The sequence below is a fragment of the Ewingella americana ATCC 33852 genome (assembly GCF_000735345.1).
Taxonomy (GTDB): domain Bacteria; phylum Pseudomonadota; class Gammaproteobacteria; order Enterobacterales; family Enterobacteriaceae; genus Ewingella; species Ewingella americana.
In genome coordinates, this window is sequence record NZ_JMPJ01000056.1 from 54,166 (window position 1) to 68,181 (window position 14,016).

11 protein-coding genes are annotated in these 14,016 nt (G+C 54.6%); 5 read left to right on the forward strand and 6 right to left on the reverse strand.

The window, feature by feature from the left end; translation table 11 throughout:
• Positions 1–4: 4 nt before the first annotated feature.
• Positions 5–373, reverse strand: a complete 369-nt coding sequence (locus GEAM_RS11765) for a hypothetical protein (RefSeq protein WP_034791674.1) — start codon at positions 371–373, stop codon at positions 5–7.
• A gap of 190 nt (positions 374–563) precedes the next feature.
• Between GEAM_RS11765 and GEAM_RS11770 the strand changes: the two genes are divergently transcribed.
• From GEAM_RS11770 to GEAM_RS11780, 3 genes are all read left to right on the forward strand, one after another.
• Entirely contained in the window at positions 564–806 is a 243-nt protein-coding gene (locus GEAM_RS11770) for a DinI family protein (protein ID WP_034791675.1), read from the forward strand.
• A 265-nt stretch (positions 807–1,071) separates the two neighbouring features.
• Positions 1,072–2,847: a penicillin-binding transpeptidase domain-containing protein gene (locus GEAM_RS11775; RefSeq protein WP_034791676.1), complete on the forward strand. Its 1,776-nt coding sequence runs from the start codon at positions 1,072–1,074 to the stop codon at positions 2,845–2,847.
• A gap of 517 nt (positions 2,848–3,364) precedes the next feature.
• A complete protein-coding gene (locus GEAM_RS11780; RefSeq protein ID WP_034791678.1) occupies positions 3,365–3,751 on the forward strand; it encodes a helix-turn-helix domain-containing protein in 387 nt (128 codons plus the stop codon).
• Between the two features lie 8 nt (positions 3,752–3,759).
• On the opposite strand, the gene GEAM_RS11785 is transcribed toward GEAM_RS11780, so the two are convergent.
• Positions 3,760–4,227, reverse strand: coding sequence for a nuclear transport factor 2 family protein (locus GEAM_RS11785; protein WP_034791680.1), 468 nt, complete (start codon positions 4,225–4,227; stop codon positions 3,760–3,762).
• Between the two features lie 125 nt (positions 4,228–4,352).
• On the opposite strand from GEAM_RS11785, the gene GEAM_RS11790 reads away from it, so the two are divergent.
• Positions 4,353–4,940 carry a TetR/AcrR family transcriptional regulator gene (locus tag GEAM_RS11790; protein WP_034791681.1) on the forward strand — a complete coding sequence of 196 codons (588 nt, stop codon included), beginning with the start codon at positions 4,353–4,355 and terminating at the stop codon, positions 4,938–4,940.
• A gap of 102 nt (positions 4,941–5,042) precedes the next feature.
• Here GEAM_RS11790 and ompC read toward each other — a convergent pair whose 3' ends face one another.
• Positions 5,043–6,164 (reverse strand): porin OmpC, encoded by a 1,122-nt coding sequence (ompC, locus tag GEAM_RS11795; RefSeq protein ID WP_034791683.1) that lies wholly within the window; start codon positions 6,162–6,164, stop codon positions 5,043–5,045.
• A gap of 861 nt (positions 6,165–7,025) precedes the next feature.
• Here ompC and GEAM_RS11800 point away from each other — a divergent pair.
• Positions 7,026–9,011: a DUF4034 domain-containing protein gene (locus tag GEAM_RS11800; RefSeq protein ID WP_034791685.1), complete on the forward strand. Its 1,986-nt coding sequence runs from the start codon at positions 7,026–7,028 to the stop codon at positions 9,009–9,011.
• A 61-nt stretch (positions 9,012–9,072) separates the two neighbouring features.
• On the opposite strand, the gene GEAM_RS11805 is transcribed toward GEAM_RS11800, so the two are convergent.
• From GEAM_RS11805 to GEAM_RS11815, 3 genes are read right to left on the reverse strand one after another with little or no spacing between them, the layout of a single operon-like run.
• Positions 9,073–10,242 (reverse strand): beta-barrel domain-containing protein, encoded by a 1,170-nt coding sequence (locus GEAM_RS11805; RefSeq protein ID WP_034791687.1) that lies wholly within the window; start codon positions 10,240–10,242, stop codon positions 9,073–9,075.
• Between the two features lie 17 nt (positions 10,243–10,259).
• Complete coding sequence (locus GEAM_RS11810; protein ID WP_072009896.1) at positions 10,260–12,476, reverse strand: type I secretion system permease/ATPase; 2,217 nt, start codon at positions 12,474–12,476, stop codon at positions 10,260–10,262.
• A gap of 48 nt (positions 12,477–12,524) precedes the next feature.
• Positions 12,525–13,907 (reverse strand): TolC family outer membrane protein, encoded by a 1,383-nt coding sequence (locus GEAM_RS11815; RefSeq protein ID WP_034791689.1) that lies wholly within the window; start codon positions 13,905–13,907, stop codon positions 12,525–12,527.
• Positions 13,908–14,016 lie beyond the last annotated feature (109 nt).

Below are 14,016 nucleotides of genomic sequence, written 5' to 3' on the forward strand. Positions count from 1 at the left end.
GTTTTTATTCCCGGAAGACGCAGAGCCGCAGATGCACCCGTAATATCGGCACCGGAACGACTTCAGGCAGGCGAGTACGCAGAATGGCCACGTTGCCCGGCGAGAGGAATGCCAGCAGCAAGCTAAAGACCAAGAGTGCGAAATCAAGAATGACAGGAGGCACGGAAAGCAGCGATTTGCTGCTCAATTCGCAAGGCGCGGGAATTTCAGTCAGGTCAGAGGTCGACTTGGCAGACACCGCCTGAGAGGCGACGTCCTGACGCAGGGAAGCAGACAACGCGTTCAGCCCGGCGATGCGCTGCGTCATACAAGTAAGTATGACCAGACAAGCCAGGCAGAAGAAGATCAGTGCTGAACGCCGTTTTTTATCCATCAATCCCTCATGAAATTACGCCAGTATTCTAGCCCCCGGCCAAACATTCACAAGGATTATGTATCCGCCATTACAGGACTTTACGTTCAAGGTGCTGAAATGACACTTATTCCGCCGCCTAAAGCATTGGAATCGGCTAAATGATACTGTATATTTAGCCAGTTAATTACCTATAAAGGATTGAGACTAAATGTTAGTAGAGCTGGTGTATGACAAACGTAATGTTTCCGGCATTCCTGATGCCAATGACAAAATCCATGCCGAATTAACCAAGCGCGTCCATCGCCTGTTCCCGGATGCAGCGGTGAAGGTCAAACCGATGCAAGCCAACGGCTTGAACACCTCGGGTGCCAGCAAACAGGACCGTTCGCAGCTCAACCAGATGCTCGAGGAGATGTTTGAAGAAGCGGATGAATGGCTATCCGTTGAATGATTTAGAGGATTGTTTGCCGTTAAGGCAAATAAGGTGTGAAATCCGCCCGCCAATTCGTATTTACTTACAAAGGGCAATTGAATTAAACATAACCCAGCAGCGGCTTATTATAATATGTCTATGATACTAAAAATCATATCAATCAGAATGATGAGCACTGTTTTTTCCGCTGGGTTTTTTAACCATTTTTGGGTCTATAACCCCCTTCGCGACGGCAGGCTTGTCATTTTTGGCACTATCACGCCCATGACTTTGCGAAGTAAACATGCCTCCAAAAAAACCGACTAAGCCGGCTGCACAACCCCACTTTTACTCGAAGCGCTTTGCCCTTATTTGTGTCGGCATCTTGGGTTGTATGGCATTTTTGCTGGCCCGCGTAGGCTATTTGCAACTGCTCAACCGCCCGATGCTTGAGCGTCAGGCCGACCAGCGCTCTTTGCGCTCCACGGTGATCCCAGCCGATCGCGGCACCATTGCTGACCGCAGCGGCCATCCGCTGGCGCTGAGCGTGGCTTCCAAAGACATTATTGCCGATCCTTTCCGCGTTCTTCAGCTGCACAGCGATCTCAATAGCCCGAAATGGCAATATCTGGCGCAGGCGCTGAACATGCCGCTGTCCCAGTTGCAGCAAACCATTACCAGCGATCCGAACCGCCGCTTTGTCTACCTTGGGCGTAAAATCGAGCAAGGCATCGCCAATGACATTGCCCAGCTGCATCTGGGTGGTATCACCAGCCAGCACGATGACAGCCGTTACTACCCGATGAGCGACGCCGCCGCCAACCTGGTGGGGATTGTCGGCACGGATAACGAAGGTCTGACGGGCATCGAGAAAGGCTTCAATACCCTGCTTGAAGGCAAGCCGGGCATGCGCGAATACCGTCAGGACGGCCACGGCAACGTGATTGGTATTTTGAAAGAAGTGCCGCCGCAGCAGCCGCCAACGGTCAATCTGAGTATCGACAGCTTTATGCAGTACGTGATGTATTCACGCCTGCGCGCGGGGGTGATGCTCAACCAAGCAGACTCGGGCGCTGCGGTGCTGGTGGATGTGAATACCGGGGAAATTCTCGGGATGGCCTCCTACCCTTCTTATAATCCGAACAACTACGCCGGCGTTCAGCCAAAAGACATGCGTAACGTGGCGATAAGCGACAGCTTCGAGCCGGGTTCGACGGTGAAACCTCTGGTGGTGATGGTGTCGCTGGCGCGCAAAATGATCCGCCCGGACTCAGTACTCGACACCCACCCGTACACCGTTAACGGCCACTTAATCAAAGACGTCGGCCACTGGCCTGCGCTGACCATCACCGGCGTGTTACAGAAATCCAGTGACATCGCGGTATCACACATGGCGCTGGCGATGCCCGCGCAGGTGCTGGTTGACCTCTACCACTCGTTTGGCTTGGGTAAACCGACTGACTTGGGTATCGGCGGCGAGAGTAGCGGCTACTTCCCGCTGCACCGCGACCGTTGGGCTGACATCGAGCGTGCTACCTTCTCCTTCGGCTACGGCCTGCGCGTGACGCCGCTGCAAATCGCCCGCGAATACGCCACTATCGGCGCATTAGGCATTTACCGTCCGCTGTCGATAACCAAAGTGACGCCGCCGGTGATCGGCAAGCGCGTGATGGCCGCTGACGTGGTGCAAACCGTGATCCATATGATGGAAAGTGACGCCCTGCCCGGCGGTTCGGGTCTGAGCGCGGCGGTGCCGGGTTATCGTCTGGCCATCAAAACCGGTACGGCGGAAAAGCTGGGCACCAGCGGCAAGTATGATGGTGGCTACGTCAACTACACCGCGGGCGTGGCTCCGGCCAGTAACCCACGGGTTGCGCTGGTAGTGATGGTTAACAACCCGCAAGCGGGTAAACACTTTGGTGGTTCAGTGGCGGGGCCGATTTTCGGCCAAATCATGGGACAAGTGCTGAATCATATGAACATTGCGCCTGACGCGCTGGTGCCAGAAACGCCGCCGGAAACTATCATTAACGGCGGTCAAAAAACCAACTTAGTGCGTCGTAACGCTAGCTCAGAATGATTTTTTTACCCGCGCAGACTGGATTTCTGTGATTAATATGGGTAACTTCCCGCTTGTCTCGCCCGGTACGGGTAAGCTAAGAGGAAGAGTGAAAACTCTGAGAAGTAAAACGATGAAACGGCTTTTTATGGTTTTAGTGGTTTTTATCGCAGTGTGTGCCGCCGTCATTGCCTTAAATATGCACGGCACCGGCCCTTGGTGATAGGTACCAGCCACTTTCCAGCGAGGGGTGATTTTGCCAACAGGTAAGCGATTTATCATATTGATTATTGCGATTTTGATTGGCATCGTGGTGCTAGACGATATCATCGCGCGGGTTATCCACTGGATTTTACTGCACTAATCAATGGCCCGTTGGGTCGGAGTGAAACCTCTCCGTCATCGGGTCATTTATTGCCTTACCCCTGAATTTATAAGGGTTTTCTTTGGCAACAACTCATCTCTGCTACTTTAGGCTCCTGCGCCAACACGGCGAAGTTGTGTATAATAGCTTATCGAACATTAAGAAAGACGGGTTATGGCTCAGGACATTCATCTCACAATCGTCTGCGCACTCAGCAAATGGATCGAAGGCCATCTTGGGCGCGTTATCCACCTTGAAGAGTTGGCTGAATACTCAGGCTATTCGCTGTGGCACATGCAAAAACTGTTCAAAGAATCTACCGGCATTTCACTCGGTAAGTATATCCGTGAGCGCCGTTTGGCGAGTGCGGTCTATCAATTAAGCAGCAGTGACACGCCGATTTTCGATATCGCAATGGATTTTGGCTTCGGCTCACAGTCGCATTTCACTTACATGTTCCGTAAGCGTTTTAACATCACGCCTTATGAGTTCCGCCAAAATCCCGATATCAAGCTCGAAGTCGCCCCGCCGCTGCATATCATTCATCAAAAAACGGCCTAAATCTGGCGTTAGAATCCGAAGTCGCTCAATGAAGGATAATCATCCGGGCGACGACCTAACGGCCAGTCGAACTTGCGTTCACTCTCTTTGATCGGCAGATCGTTGATGCAGGCGTAGCGGGCAAACATCTGACCTTCCTCGTTAAACTCCCAGTTTTCATTGCCGAAGCTGCGATACCAGTTGCCGGAATCATCTCGCCATTCATAGGCAAAACGCACCGCGATGCGCGCGCCGTCGAAGGCCCACAGCTCTTTGATCAGGCGATATTCCAGCTCTTTGGCCCATTTGCGCTCCAGAAATGCCACCACGGCGTCCTGCCCTTCGGCGAACTCACTGCGGTTTCTCCAGCGAGTGTCTTCGGAGTAAACCTGACGCACACGCTGCGGATCGCGGCTGTTCCACGCATCTTCGGCTAAACGAACTTTTTCAATCGCGCTTTCACGGGTAAAGGGCGGCAATGGCGGTTTAATTGGCATAAGCACCTCGAGTTAGAAATTTATGTAGACAACTCTGTCTACGTAATTAAACTAGCTCAAGTAGACAGAGTTGTCTACACTGACCATCGCCGAAAAATGAAATCAATCGCTGACTGGAAATCCTAATGCCTCTCTCTCCTTCTACTGATATCAGTACGCTGGCTGCCCGCGACCGCATCCTGCTGACGGCTCATCAGCTGTTTTACCGCGACGGCATTCGCGCCACGGGCATTGATCTGATCATCAAACAGGCTGGCGTCACCAAAGTGACCTTTTACCGCCACTTTCCCAGCAAGAATGCCTTGGTTTTGGCTTTTTTGGAGTATCGCCATCAACGCTGGATGAGCTGGTTCGCCAACAGTTTGCAGAAGAATATGGCGCAGCCTAACGCCCGTCTCGCCGTGGCGCTGCCAAAAACGCTGGAAGAGTGGTTCAGTGATGAGGATTTTCGCGGCTGTGCTTTTATCAACAGCGCGCTGGAATTCGCCGAAGCCCTGCCCGAAGTCACCACCCACGCGGCGCAGCATAAGCAGCAAATGGCTGAGGAGATTGCGCGTTACCTGCCCGGATCCGCACCCGATTTTATGGCGCAGGCCATTGCTTTGCTGGTGGATGGCGCGATTGTCAACGCGCAGATTGGTGGAGAGAATAAGCAGGAGACGGCCCTACTCTGCTCGGCGCTGGAGCTCTGGCTTGCTCCGCGAGCAGTCTAGGCGACGGGCACAAAAAACGCGGCATAGGCCGCGTCTTCTGTTACTGCATCATTCTGTGTCTGAGAATGCCTGTCTCTTGTGGCAATGGTCCACGCGAACAGGTTAGAACTGGTACACCAAGCCAACCGCCGTGACGTTATCAGTATTGATACCGGCATTTTGGGTGAACTGGTTGTCATCAAGCAGGTTAATTTTGTAGTCGACATAAGTGGACATATTTTTGTTGAAGTAATACGTCGCACCCAGATCCACGAATTTGACCAAGTCCTGATCGTCGTAGTTGTTACCCAAACGGTCAGTACCTAAGTCAGAGCCGCGAGTCTGGTTATAGGCCACGAATGGACGCAGACCAAAGTCGAACTGGTAGCTGGCGTAGGCTTCTACAGACTGAGCTTTGTTGGCATAACCGTAAGCTTCTGAATCCGTAGAACCGAAGCGTGACGCGTTATAGGACTGAGTAAACATCGCTGCCAGATAGACATTGTTGGCGTCATATTTCAGGCCGCCGCTGTAACCTTCAGCCTTCTTACCTTGCCCCATAATGCCCGGCGCAGAGTTCTGCTCATCGGTACGATCAGAGTTGAAGAAGGCACCGGCCACGCTGACGCCCGCGCCAATGTCATAGCTCAGAGACGCACCGTAGCCGTCGCCGTTCTGCGTTAAGACGTCACGCGTACCCGGCTCACCGCCACCGCTGTCGTTTTTGCCTTGATATTGCAGAGCAAAGTTCAGGCCATCGACTAAGCCGAAGAAGTTGTTGTTACGGTAAGTGGCTACACCGTTGGTACGCTGGAACAGGAACTGGTCCGCGCCATAGGTGGAGCCATCGAACTCAGGCTGTAAGTCGGTCCACGCCGCGACGTCGTACAGCACGCCGTTGTTACGACCGTAGTCGAATGAACCGTAATCGCCGAATTTCAGACCTGCAAAACCGTAACGGGTAAATGAACGGTTATCTTCGCTTTCCGCCTGATTGGCTTGAACCTGATACTCCCACTGGCCGTAACCGGTCAGTTGGTCAGTGATCTGAGTTTCGCCTTTAAAACCAAGACGGATGTAGCTCTGATCGCCGTCAGAACCTTTATCGCTCGAGAAATAGTGTAAACCATCGACCAAACCATACAGGTCGAGTTTATTGCCATCTTTATTATAAACTTCTGCCGCACTTGCTGATCCTGCGACTAATAAAGCCGGGATCATAAGAGAAAGAATACGACGTTTCATTTTGAGCTATCCTCGTAGGGTGTCGAGCCTGCCACTGATTGATAAATGCAAGGTGAAGGTAAAACGTTTCGAATTATATGCTCGACATGGCAAATCCATTCTCTGGATATAAAGGGAATTAATCCAGAAAGAAAATGATACCAAATTAATGATAATGTTTCTGAACAATTATTAGATGTAAGAAAATATTAATAAAAGGGAACTTTTCGCTAGCTTTACACATGTTAAAATAAAGCACTAATCGCTAAAATACTGAAAAAACCTTACAAAACAACAAACTAAAATACATAACAGAGCACTAAGTGATAAAGCAAAAAAAGTGGGAATCTATATACTTTATCTCGCTATCATCATTATTGTTAATTATTACCCTCATTACCAGATTATCTGGAAACAACAACCGGTCTTATGACCGGTTTTTTTTTGCCAAAAATGCGGTAGTTTCCCAATGTGACATTCCCATGAAAATGTTATTTCTCAGCGGTAGTATAATAATGAGAATTCGCAAATAATTTACTTTTGACATATTAACTCCTTATTTCCTACATACTCCTTCCGTATTTCTTATCGTTATTTACTTAATATCCTCACATTTCCGACAGCATTTTCTTAATATCCGCTAGAAAAATAATCAGTAATAATGACCATAAAACAGTCAGTTAATTAACCTTGCGGGTTTGCTCTCCACAAAAATCTCATTATCTGTACAGTATTAGTCACGCGGCAGGCGGATCCGGTACTATAAGAGCAATCTCGCTGATGTGATGATTTGCAACCGATACACTGTCGCCTATCTAAGGCACGTCGCGCGTTAAATTGATGACATCGCCACCCTTATACGTCCCGGATTGAAGGAATCTCATGCCACAAGAGAATCAGCACGACAACCTCTCCAAAGCCAGAATGCTTCTGGCAACCCGCCGTTTTGTTAAACTCGACGAGTGGCTGTTGTCGCTGATGCGCGGTTGGCAGAACCAAACTGATACTCACAGCGATTACGGTCTGGTGCTGCATCCGGGTACGCTGATCGCCGGGGCTGAAAACCATACCGTTGATCCGCTGGATATCCTCAGTGACTGGGCGCAGCAGTGCCCGCAAAGCTACCACGCCCACGTGCTGCTAGGGATGTTTTGGCACGAGCAGGCATGGGTTATCCGTAATGCCAACGGCGAACATGTCGAAGACAGCCAGTGGCTGGGCGCTCAGCTGTGCTGCGACTACGCGGTGCTGGCTTTCCTGCGCGCCATTGAGCTGCACCCTCGCCCAACTCACGCCTTCCGCCACCTGATGAACCTGAGCGGCGGCTTTGGCGAACCTTACTGGCTGCGCGACCTGTTCGCTGGAAAATCCCCGTTGCCGCTGCATGAAAAATTCAATATTGCGGGTAGTCAGGTGTGGCAAACCGGCGTGGGTTATCTGCACGCCATTGGCGTCGAGCCTGCCACTCACTGGCCGCAAAGCCTGCCCGCCGCGCTGCAACAGACCCGCAAAGCCGATGAAGAAGCGCTGGATTATTGGCTGCGCATGGCGATGTCGGTGCGCCACAGCGATGTCGGCAGCATGGAGTCTTACCTGATTTTCCACTCTGCCGCCTGGGGCGGTGACGACAGCCAGCAAATGGCGATTATCGACGGCCCGCTGTGCGCCGAGTTTGATGAAGACGAGCGTAACCATTTCCGCGCCAACGCCCTGATTGACGCTCTCTCCGGCGAGATTGCCGATAAAGACTCCGAGCGCGCCCAGCACCTGCAAGCCCAGCTGCACCACCTGCTGGCTCAGCCGTTGCCGGACGCCACCCGCATTCGTTTATTAGATTTGTACGGCACCTGCGCCGCCTATTGGCAGGATGACGATCAGGCCGGGCTGGATATTTATGACCAGCTGTTTGCCGTCTCTCCGCAGGCCATGCCGGGCCATTTCGCCGCCATGTTTATCTCCAGAGCCGTACTGGCGAATGAGCAACAGCAGGGGCTACCGACGCTGACCAGCCTGCTGATCCGCGCCATTAACCAGCCAGAAAATCCGGTGCTGGTGGCCTATGCCGCCACCGCGGTGCAGTACGGCCTGTATGGTTTGCCGCAGCAACCCGAGCTGAGCGATGACTTGCTTGACCACGCAGTCCGCCTGATTCAGCTCTCTGGCACTGACAGTGCGGCCAAAGATTTAATCACCATCGCCCACGACATGGCGATCAACGATGATTTCGACGCCGCCCACTTCCTGATGACCGAAATGGCGCGGCGCGGTAATGCGCTGCACACCTACGAGCTCTATTTCTTCTATCGCAATGGCTGGCATCAGGAGGTTCCTGAAGTTTTCCACAGCGACAGCAATGCGCTGGAGTGCGTGCTCAGCGCCGCCCGCTCGGGGCTGGTTCCGGCCATGTTTGCCTGCGCCAACGCCCTGCGCGAAGGCATTGGCGGCGAAGTGGATTACCAGCAAGCGATGCAGTGGTATCAGCGCGCAATGGACGCCGGACACGCCTCGTCCGCCTACTGGCGCGCCAGCTGCGCCTTGGACCTCGGCCCGGAGCAGGATAAGCGTTTGGCGGCCGAGCAATGGTTGCCAGAGATCTTGATGAATCCGTCCCACCCCGAGCGCAGCGAAGCGGCCTACACCCTCGGCATGGCGTGGCTGACGGGCAGCGGCGTGAAGAAAAACCGCCACATCGCCGGCCAGTTTATGGAGTTTGTGTTGGAGCTAGATCCAAGCTCCGACGCCGCGCGTCAGGTTTTGGAGGAGTTAAACGGTTCGCTGCGCGGTCGCATGAATCTGTGGCAGGACAAGCGTAAATCGGAAGAAATTGATGTGATAGCGAAGTATCGTGTTCGGGTGGAGAGTGAGTAAATCTTTCTTTCTCCTCCCCCTTATCAGGGGGAGGAGCAGAACCCATTCAAATCAACAAAAGTCATCTTTCCCGCAACGACTCTTTCACTTTATTCAGCGGTTTAATCAGATAATCCAGTACGGTTTTCTGCCCGGTTTTGATCTCTACGCTGGCCACCATCCCCGGCACGATGGGGAACTGGCGACCGGCTTTATTGGTTAACACGGCTTTGTCTGTGCGGACATACACGCGGTAGTAGAACTGGTCGCGCTTGACCTCATCCTGCAAGGTGTCTGGCGACACGCTCTCAACCTGCCCTTTCAAATCGCCATAAATAGAAGAGTCGTAGGCGCTGATTTTCACCGTGGCTTCAAGGCCCGGACGGATATAGGCGATGTCGCGCGGGTTGATGCGGGTTTCAATCAGCAGTTGGTCTTCTATCGGGACGATCTCCATCAGCTTGCCGCCCGGTTGCAGGACGCCGCCGACGGTACTGACCTGAATATCTTTGACGATGCCGTGAACCGGCGAGAACAGCTCGGAGCGCGTCACCTGATCCTCCTTGCCCGCCATCACTTGCAGCTCGGCGTCGAGGTCGGCGTTGTTCTTCACCTGCTCTTCGCGCGCGCGCACCGCGTACTGGTTGATGGCATCATCAATTTTGCCGCGCAGTTCGCTGGATTGGCGCTGAAGGCGAATCACCTCCACCTGCCCCGCCGCGCCTTTCGCCACCAGCGGCTGGGTCATGCTTATCTCCTGATTGACCAGCTTTAGCGACTGTTGCAGGTTGCTGACGGTTTCATCGCGGTTCTGCTTGCGAGATAAGTAGAGCTGGCGCTCGCGGGCGACCAGCTCCGGCGATTTCATGGTTTCCGGGCTGAATTTCAGCGGCGCGCCGGTCAACTCCGCGCTTAAACGCTCTGAAGACGCGCGCAGCGTGCGCACTCTGGAAGCCGCCTCGCCATAATTCGACTGCGAACGGGTCGGGTCGAGCTGGGCCAGCAACTGGCCGCGATTGACGATGGAGCCTTCCTGCACCAGCAGTTTCAAAATCACCCCGCCGTCGAGGGAGTCAATCTGCTGCGCCTTGCTGGATGGCGTGACCTTGCCGGTGCCGACCGTCACCTCGTCGAGGGTGGCGAAGTAGGCCCAGACAAAAAACAGCACCAGCCCAACCAAGGAAACCCAGACAATTCCCGACACCTTTTTCTGTTGCGCGTCCAGATCATCATGCAGTGTTAAATGTGCCATATTCAGTCCTTATGCGCTCAGGCTGCGCCCTGTTGGTTACCGGAAGCAGCCGCGACGGCCGGCGTGGTGGCGGTATTAGCGACCGCGTTACCCAGAATTTGATCGCGCGGACCGTCGGCGATAACCCGGCCGTTGTCCATCACCACGATGCGATCCACCAGCTTAAGCAATGCCGGGCGATGGGTGACCACCACCAGCGTGCGGCCGGTCAGCCACGTGTGCATTTGGCGAATGACATACTCTTCCAGCTGTTCATCCATTGAGGCCGTAGGTTCATCCAACAGCACCACCTGGGGATCGCGCAGGATCATGCGGCTCAGTAGCACCATCTGGCGCTGGCCGCCGGACAAGCCGCGCCCGCCTTCATTAATGATCTTATCCAGACTCGAGGCATCGGCCTGCACCATCGAGAGCGCGCCGCTGATCCTCAGGGCTTGCAGCATTTCCTGATCGGTGGCGTGCGGGTAACCCAGCATCAGGTTTTGGCGCAACGTGCCGAAGAACAGCCGCGAATCTTGAGACAGATAGCCAAGCTGGCGGCGCACGTCGGCGGGCTCGATGCGTTTCATGTCCACGCCGTCGATGATCACCTTACCTTGCGACGCCTCGGCCTGCCCAGAAAGCAGCTTCAGCAGGGTCGATTTCCCGGCCCCGACTTTGCCCAAAATCGCCACTCGCTCGCCCGGTTTGATCTCCAACTGACCAATGCCCAGCACGTTCGGCGAATTCTCTTTGTCATAGGTATATTGCAGATTGCGCAGCTGATAGTGGCCGCTCAGGGTCGGGCAGTGCGACAGCTCGGCGTCTTCCGGGCGGTCGATAGGTTTTTTCAGCAAATCGTCCAGCCCTTTCATGGCGCTTTTGGCGTGCTGCCAGCGGGAAAACACCATGGTCAGCTGCATCAGCGGTGCGATGGTGCGGGACGACAACATACTGCTCGCCACCAGCGTACCCGTGGTGATATCGCCGCTGAGCACCAGATAAACCCCCGCCACCAGCATGCCCGCGTAGGTCAATTGCTGGACGGTAGAAGCCCAGCCGGTCAGCCGCGCGCCCCACAGACGCTGCTTCATGCCGACCGACGCGCTGACTTCGTGAGTCTGCTCCCATTGGCGTTGGAAGTAGGCTTCGGCCTGCAAGGCTTTGATATCTTCAATGCCTTCAATGGTTTCCACCAGCACCGCGTTGCGCAGCGCCCCTTCACGCATCCCCTCTTTTGCCAGTTTGGCCATCGGCCACTGGATCAGAATACCGGGAATGACAATCAGCGGAATAGCCAGCAGCGGGATGATCACCAGCGGCCCGCCAATAAAGAACATGATGCCAAGGAACAGCAGCACGAAAGGCATATCGGCGGCAGCGCTGACGGTGGTGGAGGTCAGCAGTTCGCGCACCTGATCGATTTCACGCAGCTGTGAAATAAAGGAGCCGGTGGACTTCGGCCGATCATCGTTTTTGATGTTCATGGCGCGAACAAAGAACAGCGACGAGACCTTGAGGTCGATGCGTTTGCCCATCAGGTCTGATACCAGCGTGCGCATCAGGCGAATGATGTATTCCACCCCGGCGGCCAGCACCACGCCGAAGAACAGCACCCACAGAGTGGGCAGCGACTGGGCGGGGATCACCCGGTCGTAAATCTGCATTGAGAACAGGATACCGGCCAGCGCCAAGACGTTGCCGATGATTGACGCCAGCGAGATCTCAGCGATTTTACGCCCTTGGCCGCGGAAGTTGTCCCAGAACCAGTGCTTCTTATAGGGCTGCACAAACTCGTCGATACGCTGGTCGCGACCGCGCGCCGCGACGCCGACTAAGAATACTGGGCCAGAGCCTTGCTGAAGTAAGGTGGAGAGTTCGGTGGAGCGCAGCAGGTCGCCGCCGTCAGTCAGCCAATAGTCGGCCTGCCCGTCGTCGTGCAGCCGCTCAATCACCGCGATGCCGCCCTGCTCCAGCTGGATAATGGCGGGCAGCACTTCTGGCCGCCAACGGACTTTAGTCCAGCTGACCATGCCAACCTGTAGGCCAATCAGGCCGCTGAGGCGGTCGAGCTGGCGGCCCAACGACTGATTTTCAAACCAGCGCATTTGCTGGCGCAGATAGAGCGGGTCAGACGGTTTACCAAAGGTTTCGGCCACGCGCACCATGGCGCTGATCCAGACATCAATCGACGGCGGTGGAGCCTTGACCGTGGCGTTTGAGCGGGTTTCTTCACTGTTCGTTTCGGTACTCATATCGCCTCTTTACGCATTCTGTGCGGACAATCGTTTTATAAGGAGTGGTCAGAGAGAGGGAATGGTGTCACCGGTCTCTTTTTGTCGGTCGATGCCCAACATATCCACCAGATTGTCTACGGCTGCGGCATAGCGCACTGTGGCATCCCAGCCGTCGTACAGCGCGCCGATGCGCATGGTGTCAGCCTGAAAAACGTCCTGCTCGACGCTGAGTAAATCATTCAGGCTGCGTTTGCTTAGTTTGTACTCGTCCTGATAGACGCTGCGGGTGTGGGTGGCGCTGGAGTATTGGTCCTCGCCCGCCACTTGCCGCTGTTGGCCGCCAATCATGTCGGCATAGGCCGTGGAGGCTTTCTGGTTGATGTCCAGCTTGGCTTTTTCCACATCAGCCTGCGCCGCCTGACGCTCCCCCTCTGCGGCACGGGTTTTAGCGCTGACCGCGCCGCCCTGATAGACCGGCGCATCCACAGCCAGTTGGAGCTGGTCGTCCCAGTAAGAGCCGCCGCTGCCTGCGGCATTCTGGTAACGGGTGCGCCCCGCCTGCACTTTGATGGTCGGCCAATGCTGCGATTCCGCCTGATTCACCCGCTCAATCGCCGCCTGCTGCTTGGCCTGAGCAGCGCGAACCAGCGCGCTGTTTTCATAGGGGATTTTGTTCAGTGTGACTTTTTGGTTGAGTAAGCTTTGCGGTAAGTCCGGCAGATTGTCGGAGACCACGCCGGTCAGTACGGTGAGCTGGGCCTGTGCCGAACGCTGCTGGGCACGGTATTGTTCGACGGTGGCGCGCATCCCGGCGATGCGGGTTTCGGCCTGTAACACGTCAGATTGCGAGCTTAACCCCGCGTCGGCGCGCAGCTTGGCGGTGTCCGCCACGCGTTGCAGTGATTCAATATTGTCGCGAGCCGCCACGCTCAGTGCCTGATAGCGCTTCACTTGCAGATAGGCTTGCAGCGTACTCAGCGCCACGTCGGTCATGGTGCCGTAAAGGGCGTAACGGTAGGAGTCGGAGAGGCGTTCTTGCTCGTCGATACTGCCGCCGGTGCGCCCAAAGTCATACAGCAGCTGGCTGAGCTGAATGCCGCCAGACGCGTTGTTATCCAGCGTGCCGGAGGAGTCGGTTTGGCGCGACTTACCTGCGGTCCCCTGCAAAGAAATTTGTGGATACCAGGCACTTTTCGCCACATCAAGGTTCCCCGCGCCCACGCGAATTTGCGCAGCCGCTTCGGCTATCTGTGGGTTGCGAGCAAAGGCGCGCAGTATGGCATCTCGTAAAGTCAGGCTAGATCTCATCTCCTCGGTAGGTGCTGCTTGCCAATCAAACTCTGGCTGTTTCTCAGCCGCGAATACTTTCCCACTGTTTGCACCAGCAACAACTATCCATATCGTCCCCAGTACCACGGCAAATTGCCGCGATGATTGTTTCTTTTTCATGAGCGACACCACTTTTCTCGCCGGATTATTATTATTTTTCAGCCTTTTCTGGCCTTACCAATTCATTTACTGCCTAACGCTCATTGTAAAAAAATGCCCCCGGCGCATA